At 42.6% G+C, this 23,320-nt stretch carries 22 protein-coding genes; 5 read left to right on the forward strand and 17 right to left on the reverse strand.

Translation table 11 applies throughout. The features are described from left to right. Positions 1–192 precede the first annotated feature (192 nt). The 13 genes from trxB to RL70_RS06195 all read right to left on the reverse strand — a co-directional run bounded on the left by trxB (position 193) and on the right by RL70_RS06195 (position 15,436). Complete coding sequence (trxB, locus tag RL70_RS06135) at positions 193–1,143, reverse strand: thioredoxin-disulfide reductase (protein WP_039042549.1); 951 nt, start codon at positions 1,141–1,143, stop codon at positions 193–195. Positions 1,144–1,246: 103 nt separating this feature from the next. Beyond that, the gene (locus RL70_RS06140; RefSeq protein ID WP_039042550.1) at positions 1,247–2,773 is read right to left on the reverse strand and encodes a lipopolysaccharide assembly protein LapB; all 1,527 of its coding nucleotides are present in this window, start codon (positions 2,771–2,773) and stop codon (positions 1,247–1,249) included. Between the two features lie 91 nt (positions 2,774–2,864). Next, positions 2,865–3,389 (reverse strand): DapH/DapD/GlmU-related protein, encoded by a 525-nt coding sequence (locus RL70_RS06145; RefSeq protein WP_039042551.1) that lies wholly within the window; start codon positions 3,387–3,389, stop codon positions 2,865–2,867. Further along, positions 3,386–4,039, reverse strand: coding sequence for a pyrophosphatase PpaX (gene ppaX / locus RL70_RS06150; protein ID WP_039042552.1), 654 nt, complete (start codon positions 4,037–4,039; stop codon positions 3,386–3,388). Before ppaX ends, RL70_RS06145 begins: the two co-directional genes overlap by 4 nt. Next, positions 4,032–4,979, reverse strand: a complete 948-nt coding sequence (locus RL70_RS06155) for a nucleoside recognition domain-containing protein (protein WP_039042589.1) — start codon at positions 4,977–4,979, stop codon at positions 4,032–4,034. The genes ppaX and RL70_RS06155 overlap by 8 nt, the downstream gene beginning before the upstream one ends. A gap of 7 nt (positions 4,980–4,986) precedes the next feature. After that, positions 4,987–5,793: a prolipoprotein diacylglyceryl transferase gene (lgt, locus tag RL70_RS06160; RefSeq protein WP_039042553.1), complete on the reverse strand. Its 807-nt coding sequence runs from the start codon at positions 5,791–5,793 to the stop codon at positions 4,987–4,989. Continuing rightward, positions 5,794–6,747: an HPr(Ser) kinase/phosphatase gene (gene hprK, locus RL70_RS06165; RefSeq protein WP_039042554.1), complete on the reverse strand. Its 954-nt coding sequence runs from the start codon at positions 6,745–6,747 to the stop codon at positions 5,794–5,796. Positions 6,748–6,913: 166 nt separating this feature from the next. Further along, complete coding sequence (locus tag RL70_RS06170; protein ID WP_039042555.1) at positions 6,914–8,122, reverse strand: DUF4097 family beta strand repeat-containing protein; 1,209 nt, start codon at positions 8,120–8,122, stop codon at positions 6,914–6,916. 72 nt (positions 8,123–8,194) lie between these two features. After that, entirely contained in the window at positions 8,195–11,068 is a 2,874-nt protein-coding gene (gene uvrA, locus RL70_RS06175) for an excinuclease ABC subunit UvrA (protein ID WP_039042556.1), read from the reverse strand. 6 nt (positions 11,069–11,074) lie between these two features. After that, the gene (gene uvrB / locus RL70_RS06180) at positions 11,075–13,054 is read right to left on the reverse strand and encodes an excinuclease ABC subunit UvrB (protein ID WP_369795204.1); all 1,980 of its coding nucleotides are present in this window, start codon (positions 13,052–13,054) and stop codon (positions 11,075–11,077) included. 128 nt (positions 13,055–13,182) lie between these two features. Further along, on the reverse strand, positions 13,183–13,359 hold the full coding sequence (locus RL70_RS06185) for an IDEAL domain-containing protein (protein ID WP_369795203.1): 177 nt from the start codon (positions 13,357–13,359) through the stop codon (positions 13,183–13,185). Between the two features lie 135 nt (positions 13,360–13,494). Continuing rightward, a complete protein-coding gene (locus RL70_RS06190) occupies positions 13,495–14,703 on the reverse strand; it encodes an ABC transporter permease (protein ID WP_039042558.1) in 1,209 nt (402 codons plus the stop codon). Further along, a complete protein-coding gene (locus RL70_RS06195) occupies positions 14,687–15,436 on the reverse strand; it encodes an ABC transporter ATP-binding protein (RefSeq protein WP_039042559.1) in 750 nt (249 codons plus the stop codon). Before RL70_RS06195 ends, RL70_RS06190 begins: the two co-directional genes overlap by 17 nt. Before the next feature lie 119 nt (positions 15,437–15,555). Here RL70_RS06195 and RL70_RS06200 point away from each other — a divergent pair, with 119 nt between their 5' ends. From RL70_RS06200 to RL70_RS06215, 4 genes are all read left to right on the forward strand, one after another. Then, a complete protein-coding gene (locus RL70_RS06200) occupies positions 15,556–15,987 on the forward strand; it encodes an HIT family protein (protein WP_039042560.1) in 432 nt (143 codons plus the stop codon). A gap of 77 nt (positions 15,988–16,064) precedes the next feature. Next, entirely contained in the window at positions 16,065–16,421 is a 357-nt protein-coding gene (locus tag RL70_RS06205) for a YtxH domain-containing protein (protein WP_039042561.1), read from the forward strand. A gap of 155 nt (positions 16,422–16,576) precedes the next feature. Continuing rightward, positions 16,577–17,164 carry an HTH-type transcriptional regulator Hpr gene (locus RL70_RS06210; RefSeq protein WP_039042562.1) on the forward strand — a complete coding sequence of 196 codons (588 nt, stop codon included), beginning with the start codon at positions 16,577–16,579 and terminating at the stop codon, positions 17,162–17,164. Positions 17,165–17,223: 59 nt separating this feature from the next. Next, the gene (locus RL70_RS06215; RefSeq protein ID WP_025783103.1) at positions 17,224–17,409 is read left to right on the forward strand and encodes a hypothetical protein; all 186 of its coding nucleotides are present in this window, start codon (positions 17,224–17,226) and stop codon (positions 17,407–17,409) included. A 47-nt stretch (positions 17,410–17,456) separates the two neighbouring features. On the opposite strand, the gene RL70_RS17485 is transcribed toward RL70_RS06215, so the two are convergent. Beyond that, on the reverse strand, positions 17,457–17,558 hold the full coding sequence (locus RL70_RS17485) for a YjcZ family sporulation protein (protein ID WP_082003340.1): 102 nt from the start codon (positions 17,556–17,558) through the stop codon (positions 17,457–17,459). Positions 17,559–17,702: 144 nt separating this feature from the next. Here RL70_RS17485 and RL70_RS06220 point away from each other — a divergent pair, with 144 nt between their 5' ends. Continuing rightward, the gene (locus RL70_RS06220) at positions 17,703–18,632 is read left to right on the forward strand and encodes a peptidylprolyl isomerase (protein WP_039042563.1); all 930 of its coding nucleotides are present in this window, start codon (positions 17,703–17,705) and stop codon (positions 18,630–18,632) included. Positions 18,633–19,092: 460 nt separating this feature from the next. On the opposite strand, the gene RL70_RS06225 is transcribed toward RL70_RS06220, so the two are convergent. The 3 genes from RL70_RS06225 to RL70_RS06235 all read right to left on the reverse strand — a co-directional run bounded on the left by RL70_RS06225 (position 19,093) and on the right by RL70_RS06235 (position 23,310). Beyond that, positions 19,093–19,290: a hypothetical protein gene (locus RL70_RS06225; protein ID WP_197054087.1), complete on the reverse strand. Its 198-nt coding sequence runs from the start codon at positions 19,288–19,290 to the stop codon at positions 19,093–19,095. A gap of 184 nt (positions 19,291–19,474) precedes the next feature. Next, complete coding sequence (gene yhaM / locus RL70_RS06230; RefSeq protein WP_039042565.1) at positions 19,475–20,413, reverse strand: 3'-5' exoribonuclease YhaM; 939 nt, start codon at positions 20,411–20,413, stop codon at positions 19,475–19,477. Continuing rightward, the gene (locus RL70_RS06235) at positions 20,410–23,310 is read right to left on the reverse strand and encodes an AAA family ATPase (RefSeq protein WP_039042566.1); all 2,901 of its coding nucleotides are present in this window, start codon (positions 23,308–23,310) and stop codon (positions 20,410–20,412) included. The genes yhaM and RL70_RS06235 overlap by 4 nt, the downstream gene beginning before the upstream one ends. Positions 23,311–23,320: the final 10 nt, after the last annotated feature.

Below are 23,320 nucleotides of genomic sequence, written 5' to 3' on the forward strand. Positions count from 1 at the left end.
TTATACACATAGTACTAAGTATAATCGATTTCAACGAAAAACGACACAAAAAGAAGCTGCCGGCATAGTACACTCCGACAGCTTAAAAGTTTATTTAAAAATAGGGGGTCAATCAACACTCTTAGTATAACCGATAACTATTTCAGTAGCGTTACAAAAATGTTAAAGTTGCGTTAAGGAAAGATTATTTACTTACACTTGAGTTTCAAGGGATTCTGTCAATTCTTCCACATACTTTTGACAAGATTGTGCAGCGACACTTCCGTCCCCTGTAGCTGTGACGACTTGGCGCAATAGTTTTTCACGCACATCCCCTGCTGCAAAGATTCCCGGAATTTCCGTTTCCATCACTTCGTTTGTTTTAATATATCCATTCGCATCTAAAATACCGAGATTCTTGAATGGTGCAGTGATTGGATCTAGACCAATGTAGATAAACATACCTTGGGCTGCAAACTCTTGTTCAGTACCATCTTCTGTTGACACTAATGTGACCGAATCGATTTTTCCATCTTTACCGTGCACTTCTTTAACGGTTGAATTCCAGATGAAGTCGATCTTATCATTTGCAAATGCTCGTTCCTGAAGAATTTTCTGAGCACGCAACTCGTCGCGTCGGTGAATAATAGTTACTTTACTTGCGAAACGAGTAAGGTAAGTCCCCTCTTCAACCGCAGAATCTCCGCCACCAATAACGATGATTTCTTTGTTTTTAAAGAAAGCACCATCACAAACTGCACAGTAGCTCACTCCGCGACCTGTTAACTCTGTTTCGCCAGGGATACCCATTTTACGGTATTCTGCGCCTGTCGTAATAATGATGGATCGAGCTTTATACTCTTTTCCACCAGCAACAATTGTTTTATATTCTTTTCCATCAATAATTTCTTTGACATCACCATACGCATATTCTGCACCAAAGCGTTTAGCATGATCGAACATTTTAGTTGAAAGCTCAGGCCCAAGAATGGACTCAAATCCTGGATAGTTTTCAATTTCTTCCGTGCTTGCCATTTGGCCGCCTGGTACTCCACGTTCCAACATAAGAGTCGACATATTAGCGCGTGCCGTATATACTGCTGCCGTCATACCAGCAGGTCCTGCTCCAATGATAATCACGTCATAGATTGTTTCAGCTGACATTCTAGTTCCTCCTCTAATTAACTACTTCTGTTCAAATCGTATAAGGTTTCTGACTTACCATCAACTTTTCTGCCTGCTATACGTTTTTCATGGCAAAAGGTTATCACGAGAAGTTTGGAAGGAGCTCGAACAACTCACTCACGTATTTAGTAAGTGTAGGTGTGCTTATTTTATATAATTCAGCAAGTTTTGTTTTCGTGACCCCTTTGCTTCGAGAAGAATGGAACATATAGTCTGCAGCTGCAGCTATCGCTTTTGGATTTTTGAATGTGTACTGTTTCGTAATTCCGATTTCAAACAAAGAAAACCACATTTGAAATAAGTGCGTTCCTTCTTCATCAAGCGGATTGTGCTTGGCATATAACAGTTCGCTTGCTTGCATGGCGCGATTGAATGCCTGATCTGCGATAGACTTTTCTACAAGATGATAATCCAAACTTGAAGCGAGTACTAGCTTCTCAAGATCCTCCAACTTTTCAACATCTATATAAGCAGGGTGTGCTATAATTTCTTGTTTATGAATGGACTTTCCTAACAGGAAAAATCCGAACATTCTTTCGCTGACATACTCATTGCCAATTTTGTCGAGTAAAAATTGCTTGTCCTGCGTATAGATCGACGTGTCAATCTGCTTGTCCGCATTCGCATCAACCCATGGTTCCAGTCCAGCCTTTGAAGGGTCAATTTCAATCAATCGGCTAAATGCAGTTTCAGCCTGTTGACGATGACCTGAAAAGAATGCAGCATGTGCTAGCCAAAAGAAGAATCCTGCATCTCCTTCAAATCCTTTTTTCTGAATGCTACGCAACCAGTAGTACGCTTCCTTATGATTACCAATCAGAGCAAAAGTAGCTCCCAATTTGTAGCGATTTTCAAACTGATATGGACGTATTTTCACTAGCAATTCAGTGAGGGGCAGTAATTTCTCCTGATCCCCTTCGTAGTAATAGAAAACAGCAAGATTGCATAATGCATGGACATTGCCTTGGTCTTTTCGCAACACGTCGTACAACAATTCACGGGCATCCGACGTTTCACCTCTATAAAAATAAGCAAGTGCCAAGTTATTAAAAGAAGACCAGGATTCAGGATAATCCACAACGATGTCTTCTAAGACTGAGACCGCTTTGTCAAACTCTCCCGTTTCCATTAATCGTCTCGCCTTTTCTTGTAACAAGTGAACTTCTTCGTCACCCGGTTCTTCGTCCGATAAAAATGCAGCTTCTTGCTCAGCAAACTCGATAATCTCTTTTGCTTCTTCTGAAAGTTCCCCTTCCGGTGCCACGTTCATATATTTTTCTGCAAACATTTTCGCTTCACGTAATAGACCCAGATGTGCATGAATTTCTGCAAGATAGAAAATCACATCGCCATCTGTCGGTTCCAATTCGTACGCTTGAATTAGTAAATCCAGCGCTTCTTCAAAACGTCCTTCTTCCATCACCATAATTCCATATTGCATGACAATTTGATGATCATCAGGATTCAGTTCCACCGCTCGTTTCAAATATTTCAAAGCTTCCGGAAATTGTTCTTTCTGGATTTCCGCAAGGGCCCGTTCATAGTAAAAATCGCCGTCTGGGACGAATGAAATAATATTATTGTTTTTGTTGTGCTCGTTTTTATCCAAACAGATTCCTCCGATAAAAAACAAGAAGGAACGAGGGAAACGCTCCTTCTTGCAATATGACTACAGTATACCATAACTCTTTTGTACAATCTTAAACCTTAAGTTTGTTTTCGTTCCGTTCTGCAACCTGATCAGCTGTGTAAATAATTCGAACAGGGTTCCCTCCTGCAAATGCACCCGCCGGGATATCTCTATTCACCAACGAAGCTGCAGAAACTACAGCTCCATCACCGATAGTAACGCCTGGTAATATTGTGGAGTTTGCACCGATCATGACTTCGTCACCAATGACCACGTTCCCAATCCGATACTCATCTATTAGGTATTCGTGAGCCAGGATAGTGGAGTTGAACCCTATAACGGAATTTCTCCCTACCTGAATGCGTTCGGGAAACATTACATCAGGAAAGACCATAAGAGCAAATGCGGTACGCTGTCCGACCTCCATCCGCAAGAATGTTCTATATAACCAGTTCTTCACTTTGAATGACGGTGTATAGCGAGCAATTTGTATGACAACAAAGTTTTTCATGACTTTAAAAATTGAAACCGATTTGTACAAGTTCCAAAGTGAGTTTCCTTCACCCTTTACACGAAAACGCTCCGTCTTTCTCATTTGCCCTTCACACCTACAAGTTCGTATAAATCTGAAATGTGGGTCAACATATAGTCTGGGTTAAAAGTCGAAAGAAATTCAGAACCTTTTGCAGACCAAGCAACAGCAGCTGTACGAACCCCAGCATTTTTCCCACCTTCAATGTCGTGGAAGTTATCGCCAACCATTAGGACTTCTTCTTTTGAAGCATTCAACCGGTCCATCGCAAGTAAAAGTGGTTCAGGATCTGGTTTGGGACGTTGTACGTCGTCTAATCCAACTATAGTTTCAAATAAGTGTGTGATGCCAATTAAATCTAACCCTTTATGAACCATGTCATTTCTTTTCGTCGACACAATCGCCATTCGGATGCCACTGTTAGCTAATTGGGTCAATACTTCCGTAACTCCATCAAACTCATCCACCAATCGGTCATGGTTCGCAAGGTTCCATTCACGATATTCCTGAATCATCCCTTCTGTCTTGGAAGGGTCCATCCCATTAAATGTCTCTGCTAAAGTAGGTCCTAAAAAAGGCAAAATATCTATTCGTGTATATTTTCCCGGGTAATGTTTGCCGAGTAATTGTTCAAATGATTGCATGATTAGTTCGTTCGTATCAAGTAAAGTACCGTCCAAATCGAACAGTATCGTTGTAATTGGCTTATCCATTGAAAACAGTAGCCTCCTTTTCCAGTTTCTCGTTCAGCTTTTGTCTCCAGAAAAACGCGACTGCAATCGTCAGAACGAATGCGGTTATAACGCGGATCAGGAGCAGTGGCCAGACCGCGATACCTAATGGGATGAATAATAACGTATCTTCGACGACTGCGTGACATGCGACAAGGAATATGAACGATAGTGTTGCATCCCTGTTACTAACACCGTCTTCTTGAACCGCCTGGATCATTACACCTGCACCATATGCTAAACCTATGACAAGTCCCGCCACTAACGTTAACGAAGCGTTCGGCTGTACACCAATAAGTTTAGTAACTGGTGAAAATTTAGAGGAGAACTTCTCTAAGTAATTTCGGTCTTTCAAGAATTGGACAACGAGCATCAACGGGATAACAATGAGTGCGAGTTGCAAGACTCCAAAAGATGCTTTTTGCAGCCCCAATAAGAAAATATCAAACCAGCCGTCAGGAACTATAGCCGTTTCAGGAGCAATCCCATATTTCGCGATTTCTCCACCGCCTTGCCAAACGAGGTTAATGACAATCCCGGATAACGCTGCCAAACCGAAACGCACTACCAACACAATCCATAGTTTGACGCCCACTTTCAACGCAACCCCAGTTTCGATGAACAGGTTGTGTGAAAAACTAAGCATCATCGCAATGATAAACACTTCTTTCACCGTCAAGTCGAGCGATAAGATTCCAGCGATTCCGGCGTACAAGTTCAATGCATTTCCGAGGACTAGCGGGATTGCCGCTTCTCCACTCAATCCAAAAAGATTCATGAATGGAGAAATCAGCTTAACTATCCAAGGTAATATAGGAGTATGTTGTAAAATTACTACAAGAATCGTGATGGGGAAAATAATTTTCCCCAGTGACCAAGTTGTTTTTAATCCCGCTCCTAACCCATTCTTGAGCGTCGCCATATTATCATTATTTGTCATTATACCTCACATCCGTTTTCATAATGAACCTGCGGTAGATGAGTAGCCCCAGTGCAATGACCACTCCCAAAATAGATACGACTTGTGCTGCACGGAGATCTCCTCCATACAAGCTATCCGTTCTCATTCCTTCGATGAAGAAACGTCCAACTGAATACCAAATGATATAGAAGAAGAAGATTTCTCCACGTTTCAAGTTGACTCTTCGCAACAATAGGATGATCGCAAGACCCACGAGATTCCACACGGATTCATACAAAAACGTAGGATGATAGGTAACACCCTCAATCGTCATCTGATTCATGATCCAATCAGGAATGATGTTATTTTCAAGGAAAGACTGAGACACTGGACCGCCATGCGCTTCTTGGTTCATGAAATTGCCCCAACGCCCGATAATTTGTCCGATGAGTAGACCAGGTGCTGTAATATCAGCTACTTTCCAGAAAGAAACACCACGTTTTCTAGTGAAGATAGCCGCTGTAATAATCGCTCCTATTAGGGCACCGTGTATGGCGATGCCGCCTTCCCAGATTTTAATAATATCTCCAGGATGATCTTTATAGAATTCCCAAGAAAAGATGACATAGTAAATTCGTGCAGAAATAATGGAGATTGGAACTGCCCAAATGAGCATATCCGTCAAGAAGTCTGGATGCATCTTTTGTTTTACCATTTCTCTTTGAACTAGTAAAAACGCTAAAATGATTCCCGTTGCAATTAAGATTCCATACCAACGGACTTCAAAAGTACCGAACGAAAACGCAACTGGATCGATCGCTAATAATGTATTCATTTACCGGTGAATCCCCTTTTCTTCTGCTGCAGTCGCCTTTTGACTAATCACTGCATCCAGCTTGTTTGTAAATTCTTCAGCTGCATTAATACCTAACGATTTGAGTCGATAATCCATAGCAGCCACTTCGATAATAACCGATAGATTCCTACCCGGACGAACCGGCACAACTAACTTCGTCACTTCTGAATCCATGATCTTAAATTTGTCTTCATCGACACCTAGACGATCATACATTTTCTCAGGATCCCATAGTTCCAAGTCGATGATGAGAACAATCCGCTTATCATCTTTTACCGAACTCGCGCCAAATAAGGTCATAATATCAATGATACCCACGCCTCGGATCTCCAACATATGTTGGAGCAAAGGTGGAGGACTTCCGATTAAAATATTTTTTGCCACTTCACGGATTTCAACCGAATCATCTGCAATGAGTCGATGTCCGCGTTTAACAAGTTCGAGAGCTGTCTCACTTTTCCCAACACCACTCTTTCCAGTGATTAACACACCAATCCCATAGACATCCACTAAAACACCATGAAGTGTTTTCATCGGTGCCAGGCGACCCGCAATGAAATTTGTCAACATGCCCGAAAGTCTGGTAGTTGGTATATCGGCACCAAGAACAGATATCCCCATTCTTTCTGCAGCGATTTCAAGCTCCGCTGGTAATGTAACACCATGTGCCAAAACGAATGCAGGTGTGTCCGGTGTGCATAACAAATTCATCCGTTCAACGCGAAGAGCTTCAGGTAGCAATTCAAAAAACGAAATCTCCGTCTTCCCTAACAGTTGGATGCGTGTGCGTGTATAGAAATCAAAATAGCCTGCCATCTCAAGCCCTGGACGGGATATGTCACTTAACTCAATCGTTCTGTCGATTCCACTAGCTCCAGCAAGCAATTCCAAGTCAAACCGTTCCTTAATATCTTTTACCGTGACTCCACCCATCTGATCGGCCACCTCCATCTTCAATTGTCATCTATGCATCATTCTACCATTGTACAATGGATTTTGAACGGTTTTTTGCATCGATGACTTCGCTTGTCTTAAAATTTTTAACCATGAATTAAAAAGCCTTCCCTCGATTAGTAAGAGAGAAGGCTGACTCTATTCATTATTCGTTCTTATCAGGAGAATAACAAACCATGACTGAACCTGTTTTAGATTCAGCAAACAAATGAAGTGTAGAAGGAGAATCCTGTTCATCCTTCTTAAAGTTCATGGAACGATGTAAAAGCTGATCCTGATTGGACGTATTCTCAACATCCGGCAGTTTCAGGTTCAGGCTACCGATGGTTGATGTAATGCTACCTACTAACGATAGCGAGCTAGGTACATACAACTCTATATTTCCCCCAACGCTTTTCACATCTATTTTTTCAGGACATTCATGGGAAGTTGTCACTGAGATAGATCCGTTGAGTGTACGAGCTTGCGTGTCTTTCACTTTCCCATCAATGTAGATGAGTCCGTTCAATGTCTGTGTCTCCAGTTTATGACTTTCAATGCTTAGCAAACGGATTTCTCCATTAAGGGTTTCGATGTCCACTTCTCCCGCTTTAACGTAGCTTAGATTAACTTTTCCGTTAGCTGTCTTTACACGAAGGACATCAGCCTCCAAATTACGGAAATCGAATCCGCCATTCAACAATCGTACTGAAATCTTACGATACGTTTTTTTAGGAACGGTGAGCACTGTATTCACTTGTACCGTTTTGGAATTACTTGAAATTCTAAGTGACTGATCATCAGTTACAAAAATAAGTTTTTCCAAAAACTCCTTCTTTGCTTCTTCTTCAGAACTTGACGTGAAGGTCTTCACTGAAAAGACTGCTGAAATTTCTTCTCCTTCACCCGGGACAATCGATAGTTTACCGTTATCGATATCCACGATGAGTTCTTCCAACTCTTTTACTTCTTTTTGCATTTTGTGTTCAAACGTCGTTGAAGCGCCAAACGGATTATCCATATCGAACTGCTTCACTTTTTGAACTGCACTTTGCATGAATTGCATAAACTGGTCACCGACATTCGTTAAATCCTTACGAACGTCTTCCATGAATTCCTCGGCAGAAGTGCCTGACCAACCAGATTTAGCTTTTCCTTTGGATTGCTCTTCTTTTCCTGACTCAGCAAAAGAGTCTTCTTCTGTTTTTTTCTGTCCATGATCTTGTGTTTTAGCTGGTTCAATATCAATAGAAAAATCAGCAGACTTCTTTGCAGGTTCACTTTGAGATAACGCCTCTAATAGAGTCAAAGCCTCGTCCGTTGAAATCGTTCCATTTTCAAGCATAGTTAAAATGCGTTTTCTTTCGTTTTGCATTTCTTTCGCCTCCTATGTGGAATGATGGTGCATATGATTTGCTTATCTATACGGTTCGTAACCCAAAAAGTTTCATGTCACTGGATTTTCAGCCTGTTCAAGTCTTGCAGTCATACGACCGCGATCCCGATTCAAGATAGGTTTCAAGTACATTCCTGTATAAGATTGTTTATTTTCAGCAACTTGTTCAGGTGTACCAGTAGCGATGATTTGTCCGCCTTTGTCGCCACCTTCTGGTCCAAGGTCAATAATATGATCAACGGTTTTAATGACATCTAGATTGTGTTCTATAACTAACACTGTATTTCCGGAGTCAACAAGTCGCTCCAAAACTTTTAGGAGTTTCGCGATATCATGTACGTGAAGTCCCGTAGTCGGTTCATCCAAAATGTAGAAAGACTTCCCGTTAGACCGTTTGTGAAGTTCCGAAGCAAGTTTTACACGTTGTGCTTCACCGCCAGAAAGCGTTGTCGCAGGCTGCCCTAATTGAACATACCCTAGGCCGACGTCAACTATTGTTTGGAGTTTCCGTTGAATTTTAGGGATGTTTTCAAAGAACTCAGTTGCAGTTTCTGCTGTCATTTCTAGTACATCAGCAATGTTTTTCCCTTTATACGTCACTTCAAGCGTTTCACGGTTATATCGTTTCCCATGACACACATCACAAGGTACGTAGACATCCGGCAGAAAATGCATCTCGATTTTAAGAATCCCATCTCCACGGCACGCTTCACATCGTCCGCCCTTTACATTGAAACTGAATCTTCCTTTTTTGTAACCACGTACTTTCGCTTCGTTGGTCATGGAGAAAACGTCTCTTACATCGTCGAATACACCCGTATAAGTAGCAGGGTTCGAACGAGGTGTTCGTCCAATTGGAGATTGGTCGATTTCAATAACCTTTTCTAATTCTTCCAATCCATCAACGCTTTTATACGCACCTGGACGTTGTTTTGAACGATTCAACTTTTGTGCCAATATTTTATAAAGTACATTGTTGATAAGTGTACTCTTTCCTGATCCGGAAACACCTGTCACTGCAATGAACTGGCCAAGCGGGAAATCGACATTCACTTTTTTAAGATTGTTTTCAGAAGCGCCTTTTATTATCACTTTCCGACCGTCTGATTTCCGTCGTTCCGTCGGCAAAGGAATATACCGCTTCCCACTCAAATACTGTCCAGTCAACGAGTTTGGATCTGCCATCACTTCTTGTGGTGTTCCAGCAGAAACGATTTCTCCTCCCGCTACACCCGCTCCTGGGCCGATATCGATTAAGTAATCAGCTTCCATCATCGTGTCCTCATCATGCTCCACGACAATGAGTGTGTTCCCAATATCCCTCATACTCTTCAACGTACTGATTAGCCGGTCATTGTCTCTTTGATGAAGTCCAATAGAAGGCTCATCCAAGATATACAGAACGCCCGTTAGACGGGAGCCAATTTGAGTCGCAAGCCGGATTCTTTGCGCTTCTCCACCTGAAAGAGTTCCCGCTGCGCGAGATAGCGTCAAATAATCGAGACCTACATTTACAAGAAAACCGAGTCGCTCGTTAATCTCCCGAAGGATCAGCTCAGCAATTTTTGTATCCTTTTCTGAAAGCTGAAGGTTATCGAAAAACGCCTGAGCTTCGACAATCGATTTCTCTGTCACTTGACCAACGTGGATGTTAGCGACTTTTACAGCGAGCGATTCTTGTTTCAATCGGTAGCCCTTGCAAGTTGGACATGGACGTTGCGCCATATACTTCTCCATCTGTTCACGAACATAGTCGGAAGAAGTCTCTCTGAAACGGCGCTCTATATTAGATAATACACCTTCAAAGTAAATTGCATTATCACGGGTCTGACCAAACTCGTTCGTATATTTAAATCGTATTTTTTCTTCTTTCGAACCGTAAAGAATTTTATCCAAATCGTCTGGAGCCAATTCACTCACAGGACAGTCCATAGAAATTCCGTAATGCTGCGCAACTGTCTTCAGCAGTTCTGGATAGTATTGTGAACTCGTCGGTATCCAAGGAACTATCGCATCCCCTTTTAAGGATAGTGAAGAATCAGGGATAACTAGATCCGGATCTACTTCTAATTTCATACCGAGTCCATCGCAATCCGGACATGCACCAAATGGGCTGTTGAACGAAAACATTCTCGGTTCAAGTTCCCCTATTGAGAACCCACAAATTGGACAGGCATGGTGTTCACTAAATAATAGTTCTTCCCCATCTATTACATCGACAAGTGCAGTTCCTTCTGAAAGGCGAAGAGCCGCTTCAAGTGAGTCACTGAGTCGACCTGCAATGCCTTCTTTGATAACGACTCGGTCGACAACGACTTCTATGTTATGTTTTTTGTTTTTGTTGAGTTCGATATTGTCATCTAGATCGAATGTTTCACCATCAATTCGAACACGGACATACCCTTGTTTTTTCAAGTCTTCCAGTAACTTAACATGGGTTCCTTTTCGACCTGAAATTATGGGTGCTAATATTTGAATACGTGTCCGTTCATCCAACTCAAGTACACGGTCTGTCATTTGCTCAACTGTTTGCGAGGTGATTTCAATCCCATGATTCGGACAAATCGGCTTTCCAACACGCGCGTAAAGCAATCTTAAATAGTCGTATACTTCTGTAACGGTACCAACTGTAGAACGTGGATTTCTACTCGTCGTTTTTTGGTCTATCGAAATGGCCGGTGATAGACCTTCTATTAGATCTACGTCAGGTTTGTCCATCTGCCCAAGAAATTGCCGAGCATAAGAAGAGAGAGACTCAACATATCTGCGTTGACCTTCTGCATAAATCGTATCAAAAGCGAGAGATGATTTCCCTGATCCGGAGAGACCTGTCATGACGACTAACTGATCTCTCGGGATCGTCACGTTTATGTTTTTCAAGTTGTGCGCTCGGGCACCTTGTATATAGATTTCAGTATTTTTCATGCCTTCTCACCTTTCCGCTTTCAATTCCAATATTGTATCCCGGAGTTCAGCAGCACGTTCAAAGTCTAGTGCTTTCGCTGATTCTTTCATTTCTTTTTCCAGTGAAGCAAGTAATGTTGTTTTCTCTTCTTTCGTCAACTTCTTACCTTCTGTTACTTTATCCACAAAGGAGATGGATTCTTCAGAAGCTTGTGTCGCTCGGATGACATCGCGAATTCCCTTTTGAATCGTTGTCGGCGTAATATTGTGCTCTTCGTTATAAGCCATCTGTATCTCTCTGCGTCGCTGTGTTTCTTCGATTGCTTTGTTCATGGAATCCGTATACCGGTCGGCGTACATGATAACTCGTCCTTCAGAGTTCCGTGCAGCACGTCCAATTGTTTGAATGAGCGCGCGTTCTGAACGTAGGAACCCTTCTTTATCTGCATCCAATATTGTCACGAGTGACACCTCTGGAATATCCAGTCCTTCTCTCAATAAGTTAATGCCTACTAAGACATCATATACACCAAGTCTTAGCTCACGAATGATTTCTATCCGCTCTAAGGTTTTGATTTCAGAGTGAAGGTAGTTCACTTTCACGCCAGCTTCTTTCAAGTAATCCGTCAAGTCTTCAGACATTTTTTTCGTGAGCGTCGTAACAAGCACACGTTCGTTTCGTTTTGCCCGTTCATTGATTTCATCCAATAAATCGTCAATTTGCCCTTCAATTGGACGTATCTCAATAATGGGGTCGAGCAAACCAGTAGGACGAATAATCTGTTCAACCATTTTTGGCGTATGTTCGATTTCATAAGGTCCCGGTGTTGCCGAGACATAAATTGCCTGATTGACATGTTTTTCAAATTCCTCAAACATAAGTGGGCGGTTGTCCAATGCGGAAGGAAGTCGGAATCCGTGCTCAACTAAAACCTTCTTCCTCGCTTGGTCCCCGTTGTACATACCTCGGATTTGTGGAAGCGTCACGTGGCTCTCATCCGCCACAATGAGGAAATCATCAGGGAAATAGTCGATCAACGTATAAGGTGTCTCTCCCGCGTCGCGAAGGGATAGATGACGGGAATAGTTTTCGATTCCTGAACAGAAGCCCATTTCTCGCATCATTTCCAGGTCGTACCGTGTGCGTTGTTCAAGTCTCTGTGCTTCAAGCAGTTTGTCATTTTCTCGAAGTATTTTCAGCTGTTCTTCCAATTCTATTTCTATTCGTTCAATCGCTTTCACCATTTTCGCTTCACCAGTTACGAAGTGGGAATTCGGGAAAATCGCTACGTGTTCGCGTTCACCTAGCACTTCACCTGTTAGTGCATCCACTTCACGTAATCGCTCAATTTCATCTCCGAAAAATTCAATACGGATACATCGTTCGTCTTGAGATGCAGGGAAGATTTCCACGACATCCCCTCGTACACGAAACGTTCCGCGTGTAAAACTCACATCATTGCGCTCATACAAGTTATCCACGAATTTACGTAATAACTGATTCCTATCAATTTCCAGACCTGGGCGTAGTGAAATCATATGGGCACCATATTCTTCAGGTGAACCTAGACCGTAAATACATGATACGGAAGCAACAATTAGGACGTCTCTTCGTTCAAAGAGTGATGCCGTCGCTGAGTGACGTAACTTATCTATTTCATCGTTTATACTGGAGTCTTTTTCAATGTACGTATCTGTTTGAGGGACATAAGCTTCCGGCTGATAGTAGTCATAAAAACTTACAAAGTATTCAACTGCGTTATTAGGGAAGAACTCTTTGAATTCACTATAGAGTTGACCCGCAAGCGTTTTGTTATGAGCAATGACCAAAGTCGGTTTATTTACCTCGGTTACAACGTTTGAAACGGTAAATGTCTTACCTGTACCTGTTGCCCCTAGTAATGTTTGGTGCTTTTCACCTTTCTCAATACCAGCAACCAACTCCTTGATGGCAGCCGGCTGATCTCCTTGAGGTGTATATGGTGCTTGTAAGCCAAATGTATCTATCACTGAACGTCACTCCCTAGTATTCCTCTATTGTCTATTTTATCACATTCCCTCTTCATACCAAAGCAAAAAGCGAACGTACGTTTTTTCTCATAAAAAAACTGTACGCGATTGCGCACAGTTTTAAATCAATCTTTTTCGTCTAATTTACGTAACGAATCAGTCAGTTGCATAAAAGTCGGTTTATCATTACGATCCAGGGCCGCATCAATCTCTTCCAGCAAACGTGTTCGAGTTTGTTCACGGTGGATATGATTAAGAAACAAATCGATGTAGATGTCATTCAGCATTTTTTCCGCTTGCATTGAGGAACTATTCTTTCCCACAGCCTTTAGGAACTCAGCATATGAATAATTATTCTCCATCTTTCTCACCTCGGAACCCTTTTAATTATTGTAACGAATTCTTCCTCCGTTTTGCAAGTACTTTTTCGAATATTCCTACTCTTCATCTTTGTTATTTGATAATCGAATCGTCGCTTCAGAAATAATCAGTACAATTGCACCCATGACAAAAGGTGTTATTGACAGACCATGCATGAGTAAGCCTGCAATTACTATTAGCCCTGCTTGCAACCATTGGACACGCTCCGTCAAACGGAAAATTTCTTTTGGTCGTGTCTCTTCTGTATTCGGGAATAACAAATCCATCCGGAATTCATCACCACCACGAAGTGTTTGCAACGTCTGAATCGCTGAGGCGAAGGCTAGTGCCCCAATGAAAATGAATGCCACGATTGGGAATGGGATGAACAGCACTCCTAAAATCGATAGCACCGTTAGCCGCAACCAAAGCCAAAACGATTCGTCCGTCCGGATAAACGTCCGACGTAGCAAAAAGCTTTGTGCATCTGTATGTTCAACATTTGCATCAGGCATGAATAGACCGAGCCATGACCGCTTACTTATCGACCCCTTTAAATGAGGGACTTCAGTAAAGTAGTTGGCAAATCGATAAAAACTCATCATCCGATTTTGCTCGAGTTCGATGAAGTGATCATAGGGAAATGGTTGTACGTTCGCTTTTTTCATCCACAAAGTAGCGTATAGCAAATAGGCAATTGTAATAACAATCAGGATAATCCACTGATCAGAGAGTACTGCATAAAACAATAGTGCGTTCAGTACGAAACGGATGAATCGGTCCCGCCACACTCCCTGTCCTTCGTTAGCTTTCCGATAAAGAAACTCGGTTCGCACACTTGCCCACAAAACAGCAATGATCAGTAGAAGTAATAAGCCGAATATCGGTTTACTCCCTATTTCATAAGCACTTAGCATTGGTAGTGCTACGATGAAAACAATGATTGGTAAAGGTAATTTTGAAAAGAACGTCCAACTTAACGCTCGGCTTGTATACGTTGGTAATTCTTTTTCAAGTGGCAGTAAATAGACAGCATCTGCTGGTTTCAGAAGTGTCACTGGTGTCGCTATGAACGTTGAAGCAGCTAGCAACAGGGCGATGAGCCGAGCCGCAGGTAAGTCAGGGGGTACATCTTTTAACCATTCACTATAGGAATAGCCTGCTGCTCCTATCGAAAACAGCAACACGATTGCCAAATGTCCCGTGAATACATATTGCAAGTAGCGCTGCAACTCCATCAAATATTTACCGAAACGGTTCCCCCACACTTCACGTAAGCTGTTCATAATCAGCTTCCTCTGTCATCGCAATGTATAAGTCATCCAGTGATGCATCCGGACGTCCGAATGCTTTTCGTAAATCGTCCATCGTTCCGTGTGCCCGCACGCTGCCTTCGTGCAAGAGGATGATTCGATCGCAATGTTTTTCAGCAGTCGACAATACGTGTGTCGACATCAAAACCGATGCGCCATTTTCCGTTCTCTGTGTAAGTTGAGCAAGCAATGAGCGAATGCCTAATGGATCTAGTCCGACAAAGGGTTCGTCAATAATATAGAGTGCAGGTTCTGCAAGAAATGCACACATGATCATAACCTTTTGCCGCATCCCTTTAGAAAAATGAGAGGGATACCATTTTAATCGTTTTTCCATTCTGAACTCTTTCAGTAACGCCGCTGATCTTGCTTCAAATATGTCTTGCGGGAGTCCGTACGCCATAGCGGTAAGTTCTAGATGCTCACGTAGTGTCAGTTCTTCATACAATATTGGCGTTTCAGGAATGTAACTGAATGACTTTCGATACAATTCAGCATCCTCGTCAAACGCGACACCGTTAATTTCAATGGATCCCCCTTGAGGATTCATCAACCCGATAATATGTTTGATGGTTGTACTTTTCCCGGCACCATTTAGTCCAATCAGCCCGACTAATTCACCTTTTTGAATGTTAAATGATACTTCATGTAGAACAGGTTTTCTTGAATAACCGCCTGTTACGTCTTTCAAATCAAGTATTGCCATGCGTCATCCTCCATTCTTCTTATAGTTTACCAAATTTGAAACAACAATGCCTTGTCCAGCTCATGCTGATTATCTGAAAATATGCTACACTAATGACATTCATGAAAGGAAGTGTACAAATGTCCTCTTGTATTTTCTGTAAAATCGTAGCCGGGGAACTCCCTGGAGAAGTTTTGTATGAAGATGAACACGTAATTGCTTTCATGGACATTATGCCAGTTACAAAAGGGCATGTCCTCCTCATCCCTAAAACACATAGGGAAAATGTGTATGACCTGACTTCTGATGAGGCTTCTCATCTGTTTGCAGTTGCTCCTAAAATTGCAAACGCCATTAAGGATACGTTTGAACCTGCGGGTATGAACCTCGTCCAAAATAATGGCGCAGCAGCCGGCCAAGCCGTTTTCCACTTCCATCTGCATTTCGTCCCAAGATACGACGAAACGGATGGGTATCGTCCTACATGGAATCCAAAAACAGAAGAGTTCCCAAGCGAACGGATTCAAGAACTTGCGGGAGACATTAAAAAGATTCTCCAAACAAACGTGTAACGTATCATTTAAAATCCAATCATGTTTCAACTATTCACGACAAGGAAATGAACCAACTAGGAAGGAGTGAGCTATAAATGAAAACATCTACATTTTTTGCAGGACTGGCTGTCGGGTCAGTTGCTGCTGCCATTACAGTTCTTTACTCAACTCCGCAGTCTGGAAGCGAAATGAGAACTTCCGTCGCAACTGCATCTGCCGATATAAAGTCAAAGCTAAAAGACGTGAAAGGTAGAGTCAATGAGTTGAAAGAATCCGTTTCTGATTTTGCAAACGAGAATGTCCAACCTGCGATTGAAGGGGTCAAAGATTCTGTAGGCGGTTGGCGCACTGCGGATGAAGGATCGCGGAACCGGTTAGAAAGCGAGATTCTAGAAATCCAATCTGCCATTGAAGAACTTGAACGTTCTGTTGCTGCACAACAAAATAATTGATAAGACGACAAGAGCATCCTCATTTTGGGGATGTTTTTTTATTTTTCTTTTAGTATTTGAAACGATTTCAATTATTTTTTCAATTCTAACTTTTTTATTTGTTGCTTTCCTGCTATAATGAAAGCATCTATAGAAAAAAGAAAGTAGGTGCTTGCATGTCCGAACAAGAGTATTCCTTTAAGGAAGCAATGATTTACACTCAACGTCTTGCGCAGATGTCCAAAGCGTTGTGGAAAGCTGTAGAAAAAGACTGGCAACAATGGATAAAACCTTATGACTTGAATATTAACGAACATCACATACTTTGGATTGCATATCATCTACAAGGTGCTACGATCTCAGATATCGCAAAATTCGGAGTCATGCATGTATCTACCGCATTCAACTTTTCCAAGAAATTAGAACAACGTGGGTACTTAAAGTTTTTCAAAAAAGAAGACGATCGCCGGAATACATATGTTCTCGTCACAGATCATGGCGAAGATTTAATCAAGAAGATGACCGAAAATTACTTTGTCTCTGATCATTCAATTTTAGATGGGTCCCTTCCCATTAAAAATCTTTACGGAAAGTTCCCTGAGTTTTTGGAAGTCATGTCCGTCATTCGCAATGTGTATGGTGAAGATTTCATGGAAATTTTCGAAAAGGGATTTGAAAGCCTCGGCCAAACTTTTGAAGAAGAAAATGGGCATCTCACAGCGACACCTAGTGAATTGAAACTCGTATCTGGTGAGGATAAATAATTCCCAAATCTCTGCTCAGTCTGCTATGATGGGAAGAGATGTCCAAAGGGGGTATGCACGTGATTTTAATAATAACTGTTCTCTTTTCACTATTCTACTTGTTCCAAATCAACAAAATGACGTTCGCGCTCTGCGAATCACGAGAAATTCCTGAAGAAAAGCAAAATAAAATATATGCAACTGTAAATGTACTGATTACTATCTTAATGTTATCACTTTACGTTGAAGTCTTTTTGAAGGTCTAAATAGCGAAAAGTCCACCCCGTAAAACGGGATGGACTTTTTTCATGTTTTAGTACAGGTAAGCCGCGCCTACAATGATCAATAGAATGAACAGGACAACCAACAATGCGAAACCAGATCCTGCTCCAGTACCTCCAGCATATCCACTCATCGAAGCACCCCCTCTCTTCTTTTGTATCTTATGCGAACCCCTTTTCAATAGTTGGGCGATTATAGTGGGAACCTTTTTGTACTCGATTCGTTTGTATGTTATAGTGACAATTGTTAATTACATTTACAGAGGAGTATCTAAACTATGAAAAAAACAGTACTATCGTTCACGTTGGCAGCATCTGTTCTTGCACTCTCGGCTTGTTCAGGGAATGCTTCTGATGATGAAGCAATCGTTACATCCAAAGATGGAGATATAACAAAGAGTGAATTTTACCAAGAGATGAAAGATTCCGTTGGTGAACAAGCACTGCAAATGATGGTTATTGAAAAGGTCCTCGATTCAAAATATGATGTATCTGACAAAGATGTGCAGGCAGAATACGATGATGTCAAAGAACAGCTTGGCGACAACTTCGATCAATACCTCGCACAACAAGGTCAAACAGCGGACGGTTTCAAAAAAGCACTTAAGCTCAACAAATTGCAAGAAGCCGCGCTTACAGATGGTATTAAGGTAAGCGATGATGAACTTAACAAATATCTAGAACAAAAGAATACAGAAATAAAAGCTAGCCACATCTTGGTTGCAGACGAAGAGAAGGCTAAAGAAGTGAAGAAGAAAGCAGATGCAGGCGAAGATTTCGCGAAACTTGCTAAAGAATACTCAACTGAAGAAGGCGCTGACAAGTCTGGCGGCGAACTTGGATGGTTTGGTGAAGGTAAAATGGTTCCAGAATTCTGGGATGCTGCTGTAGCAATGGAAAAAGGAACAATCAGCGAACCTGTTCAATCTGAGTTCGGATTCCACATCATCAAATTAGAAGACACGCGTAAAGCAGACGACAAAGAGCCTTCTAAAGCAGACAAAGAAAAAGCAAAACAAGAGTTGAAGCTTGCCAAAGCGGATACAAGCAAAATTGTCGACAAAGTTGCGAAGCTTATTAAAGATGCAGACGTGAAAGTAGCAGACAAAGATTTGAAATCTGCATTGGACATGTTTAACCAAAGCAAGCCTGAAGCTAAAGAAGACGGCGCAGATGCACCGGCTGACACTGAAGGCGAAGAGAAGTAATTTTGAATAAGCTACATGGCCTGTCAGACGTTCTGACGGGGCATGTGGCTTTTTTTGTTGGAAAGTTGTTGTGGGTATGAGGGTGTGGAGATTTATGATAAGTTTTTGTGGCATATGATCACTTTCAGAGATTTATGAGCACTTCCCCTCGTTTCACGCCAGAACTCTCCCGTTCCCGCGGCAAGCCCCCGCTCCAATTCGTATCCAAGCTCGTGACCAATCCATCTTTCCCCTCATTCAAAACCAAACCTAATTGGTGTGCTTCGCTTCGCTACGCATTTAGGGATTGAGATTGGGGGAGTTAGGATTTCCATCTCAACCCGCTCGTTTCTCGTCAGTACCCGCTCGTTCTCCGTTGCAACCCGACCGTTTCTCGCCAGTACCCGCTCGTTCCCCGGTGCAACCCGACCGTTTCTCGCCAATACCCGCCCGTTCTCCGCGGCAACCCGACCGTTTCTCGTCAGTACCCGCCCGTTCCCCGGTGCAACCCAATCGTTTCTCGCCAGAACTCTCCCGTTCCCGCGGCAAGCCCACTCTCCAATTCGTATCCAAGCTCGCGACCAATCCATCTTTTACCTAATTCAAAACCAAACCTAATTGGTGTGCTTCGCTTCGCTACGCATTTAGGGATTGAGAGTGGAGGAGTTAGGATTTCCATCTTAACCCGCCCGTTCTCCGCGGCAACCCGACCGTTTCTCGCCAGTACCCGCTCGTTCCTCAGGGCTACCCGATCGTTTTTCGCAAGAACCCGCTCGTTCAAAGGTTTATGAGCACTCTCCCATGAGCACTCTCCAATCACCCAAAAAAAAAGGAGCTTCCGCGGAAGCTCCTTTTCACCATTTTCATTCAAATGTTGGCTTATAGAATGAGCGATTCTCTAATGGGAAAATGCGTTCCGAGAATTCTCCAGGCTCAGTTTTACTCATCGCTCGGTTTAGCATGTTCATTTTAGCATCGATATTATCGATGTAGTGTAGCATTTCTGCTTCAGGTAACATTGGACGTTTCGGGCTACCCCACTCTTCTTTTCCGTGATGGGAGAGGACCATGTGCTGAAGAAGCATTACTTCTTCTCCGGATACGTCCAACTCATCTGCAGCTTTAGAAATTTCCGTCACCATAATGCTAATATGTCCGAGTAAATTTCCTTCTACTGTGTAGTGAGCTGCAACTGGTCCGGATAATTCGATGACTTTCCCGATATCATGCAAAATCACACCCGAGTACAATAAGTCCTTGTTCAAGGTTGGATACAGATCCGCTACCGCTTTAGCTAGCTTCAACATGGAAACCACATGATCGAGCAATCCCGATACGTAATCATGGTGATTCCGAGTTGCCGCTGGATACATCATGAACGCTTCCTGATGCTTTTTGATCAAATGACGAGTAATTCTTTGAATCTGTGGGTTCTTCATCTCAAAGAAGAATTGCATTAACTCATCCATCAATTCCTCTTTACTTTTTTCAGCAGAAGGAACGAGATCGGACATTGTAATCCCTTCATCTGCTTTTGCAGGACGAATGCTCTTAATGCGTAGCTGGTTTTTCCCACGATACTCGTGAACTTCCCCGCCTACGCGTACAATAGCAGCTGCAGGGTACAAACGCTCTTGCTCTTCTCCCGTATCCCAAAGCTTTGCTTCCAAGTCGCCACTTTTGTCTTGTAACACTAGTGACATGAATGGACTTCCTTGTTGAGTGACACCTTTTGTGGATTGTTTGACGAACAAAAATAAGTCTACCGGTTCTCCTACTTTATGATCTAATAACTTTTTCATAATGCAACTCCTTCGGGTGAGTTTCCAATTTCGGAAACATTGATAATTTTAGCTTCTGGCCAATGAGGAGCTAGCGTCTCATGGCAAGTAAATACGATAAATTGATGATCTGATGACAATTCCGATATGAGTTGAGTCATGTGGGATAGCCGTTTTGCATCGAAATGGACAAAGGGATCATCCATTATAATTGGAAACGGAGCCTGATCCGCTAACTCACTCGCAAGCGATAGCCGAAGCGCTAAATACGCTTGTTCTTTCGTCGCTTGGCTCAATTCCGCAATCGCAAACGATTGACCATCTTTGCGCATTGCTTGAAATTGTCCGTCTGGATTAATCTCCAGTTGAGCATATTGTCCAGCTGTTAGCTGATGATACATCATATTTGCTCGTGTTAGTACAGCGGGTAACTTTTTCTCTTTCAAATCTCCCATCGTTTGACGAATCGCTTCAGCCGCTACTTGACGACTCGACCAGGATAACGCCAGGGAATTGAACTCCGCTTTTTTGTTTTCATAAAGCTGTTGTGTATGCAGATGGGCATCATCAGAAAGTAACACTTCCGTTTTATGCAGCAAAGCAGCACGTTCATCTGTCAACTCCGAAATTACTTGCTCTGCGGCTACCAATTGTTCTTCAGTTAAGGCAAGTTGTTGCTGGATCCATCCTTCATCATCGCCAAATTCCTCTGCATGATGAAGCGTCTTTAACTGATCATTCAATCCGTCTAAACTCAGTTGTAACGTTTGGATATGTTGCCAACGATCATATGCACCGTAGAATGATTGTTTGTCAGGAACGCCTGCCATCTCGAATAATTGGTGTTCTTGTTCTCGATACGCCTGCAATTCAAGTTTTTTCTCTTCCATCGTTCTTGATAGTTCCTTAACTTGCCGTTCATAAGTTTCGGCTGTGAGCGAGGCATCACGCAGTTTTCGTGCCTCTTGCCTGATTAAAGTATACAGGTCTGCTTCTGGAACTTCACGCTCAAGCACTGTGCGTGCAAACTCAAGATATTCCTCGATCTTCTTATAGGTTTCTTGCCGTTCGTTCAATCTCTCCACTAAGAATCGTTCTGTTTCTTGCAACTGACGTACCAATCGGAACAACTCCGGAATCACTTCAATTCCCGTTGAAGCAGGCAAACCACATTCGATAAGTTGTTCTGTAAGCTGTCTGCGGACGTTCGTTTCTTCTTGAGTCCGGCTAGCTAAATCGCTTCTAAGGGAATCTATGTCCATCGCATAACCATCAGCTGTCATTTTCAACTGCTCCGCTTTTCGGATAAAATCATCCGTCCTCTTGCATAGTTCTTCAAATGCCTCTTCTTTTCCTTCATAAGCTTTTACAAGTGCACTCATTTCTTTCATGCGTTCATCTGATTGCGAAGGGGCTTGCTGCTTTTGCATCAGTCCATAACCACTTACTGCAGCAATAATTATGCCTAATACAGCGATTATCCACTGTTGCTGCAATACCCCGTATCCCGCCACCACAATCGCCGCAGCAAGCAAGATCCATATGATTGTTTTAGAAGATGTCTGCTGTTCTTTTCTTGCAAAGGACACATACGCTTTCGCTTCAGAAAGACGCGCACGTACAGACGGCCACTTTGCTGCTTGCGCTCGTTCATCAGAATTTGGAGCATCAGCATTCAGCCTCTCAAGTTGCTGAACAGTTCTCCCCTGCAACTCTTCGGTACGTTGCAACTCCAACTGAGTGGATTGAACTGCACGTTCTGTTTGCTTTAAGCGTTCTGCCACTTCCTGAAAGCGTTGCTCCTGAGTGAACGAAGTATCTAGTTGCACTAGCCCCTCAACTGCAGAGGACTCAGATGCACCGAGAAGACCAAGTAGCCGCTGTCGCTCCGATGTTAACCGGACAATATCTGACTTAGCACTTACAAGTTCCTGTTGAAGTACTTGCCAATCAGATTCTTTTGCAAGTAATGCTTCTACTGCCACTTCTCGATCTTTTTGACCCTCTTTTTCGAGCTGGTCCTTCACATTCTGTAATTGAAATGAAGCCCTGGCGTGAACCGCTTCTGCTTCATGTTTTTTACTTTCCAACATTTCTTGATCACGTATGCCGTTCGGAGGGAACTCATTCTGACCGAGTTCTTGAATTTCAGTAAGCAACCGTTTTCTGTTTGCAATGATTGGGATTCGTAAGAGAGAGCTCTCAAGCTTTTTCGACTCTGCTTGACAGTTCTGCATCTTACTCCGTTCCAGGATTAGTTGCCTCTCTACTTCTTCCAGTCGAATCACGGCGGGTTCGTATTCATCCACTTTCGCTCTTTGTGTTTTCAGTGTCTCTTCTAGATCTCGGAGTTCTTTTAACAGTACATTCATTTGAGGGTTTTTGCCCGATTTTTTAAACAGCTCCGATTTTTCTTTCTCGAGCCGTTTTTCTAATTGAAGCAACGAATCGATCCCTGTTGTACCTGATGATAGTAACGTGCGGCTTAGCTCATCCGAATCCATATACTCCAAACCTTGTAGCTGAAACAGTGAAAACGAAAAGACCGACTCAAAGGCTGTTCGATCATACTGACGCAAGAGATCATTGAGTTCTGCTTGCCCACCAGTCGTTCCATTTTCGTAACGTATAGTTACATCTCCAGCTGATTTCCCTCGAATTCGCTCTACTTCAACCACACCATACTTTTTATCTCTGAGGACAATTTTCCCACCGTAGCGCGATCCGGTCTTCGGTTCATAACGCAACAGCGCGTTATTTTTTGGTGGAAATCCAAATAACACTTGTAAAATGAATTGATGAATCGTCGTTTTTCCGGCTTCATTCTCTCCGTAAAAGACAGTGACTCCATCCCCTAGCTCAATCGTCACATTGCTGTGACGGCCAAATCCATAGATTGTTATCCTCTCAATCTTCATATCGCGTCAC

It is taken from the genome of Sporosarcina sp. ZBG7A (genome assembly GCF_000813425.1).
Classification (GTDB): Bacteria; Bacillota; Bacilli; order Bacillales_A; family Planococcaceae; genus Sporosarcina.

Coding starts and splice junctions, on each gene's coding strand:
- trxB (WP_039042549.1), bottom strand. CDS start 1,143: ATGTCAGCTGAAACAATCTATGACGTGATTATCATTGGAGCAGGACCT.
- RL70_RS06145 (WP_039042551.1), bottom strand. CDS start 3,389: ATGAGAAAGACGGAGCGTTTTCGTGTAAAGGGTGAAGGAAACTCACTT.
- ppaX (WP_039042552.1), bottom strand. CDS start 4,039: ATGGATAAGCCAATTACAACGATACTGTTCGATTTGGACGGTACTTTA.
- RL70_RS06155 (WP_039042589.1), bottom strand. CDS start 4,979: ATGGCGACGCTCAAGAATGGGTTAGGAGCGGGATTAAAAACAACTTGG.
- lgt (WP_039042553.1), bottom strand. CDS start 5,793: ATGAATACATTATTAGCGATCGATCCAGTTGCGTTTTCGTTCGGTACT.
- hprK (WP_039042554.1), bottom strand. CDS start 6,747: ATGGGTGGAGTCACGGTAAAAGATATTAAGGAACGGTTTGACTTGGAA.
- RL70_RS06170 (WP_039042555.1), bottom strand. CDS start 8,122: ATGCAAAACGAAAGAAAACGCATTTTAACTATGCTTGAAAATGGAACG.
- uvrA (WP_039042556.1), bottom strand. CDS start 11,068: ATGAAAAATACTGAAATCTATATACAAGGTGCCCGAGCGCACAACTTG.
- RL70_RS06185 (WP_369795203.1), bottom strand. CDS start 13,359: ATGCAAGCGGAAAAAATGCTGAATGACATCTACATCGATTTGTTTCTT.
- RL70_RS06190 (WP_039042558.1), bottom strand. CDS start 14,703: ATGAACAGCTTACGTGAAGTGTGGGGGAACCGTTTCGGTAAATATTTG.
- RL70_RS06195 (WP_039042559.1), bottom strand. CDS start 15,436: ATGGCAATACTTGATTTGAAAGACGTAACAGGCGGTTATTCAAGAAAA.
- RL70_RS06200 (WP_039042560.1), top strand. CDS start 15,556: ATGTCCTCTTGTATTTTCTGTAAAATCGTAGCCGGGGAACTCCCTGGA.
- RL70_RS06205 (WP_039042561.1), top strand. CDS start 16,065: ATGAAAACATCTACATTTTTTGCAGGACTGGCTGTCGGGTCAGTTGCT.
- RL70_RS06210 (WP_039042562.1), top strand. CDS start 16,577: ATGTCCGAACAAGAGTATTCCTTTAAGGAAGCAATGATTTACACTCAA.
- RL70_RS17485 (WP_082003340.1), bottom strand. CDS start 17,558: ATGAGTGGATATGCTGGAGGTACTGGAGCAGGATCTGGTTTCGCATTG.
- RL70_RS06220 (WP_039042563.1), top strand. CDS start 17,703: ATGAAAAAAACAGTACTATCGTTCACGTTGGCAGCATCTGTTCTTGCA.
- RL70_RS06225 (WP_197054087.1), bottom strand. CDS start 19,290: ATGGAAATCCTAACTCCTCCACTCTCAATCCCTAAATGCGTAGCGAAG.
- yhaM (WP_039042565.1), bottom strand. CDS start 20,413: ATGAAAAAGTTATTAGATCATAAAGTAGGAGAACCGGTAGACTTATTT.
- RL70_RS06235 (WP_039042566.1), bottom strand. CDS start 23,310: ATGAAGATTGAGAGGATAACAATCTATGGATTTGGCCGTCACAGCAAT.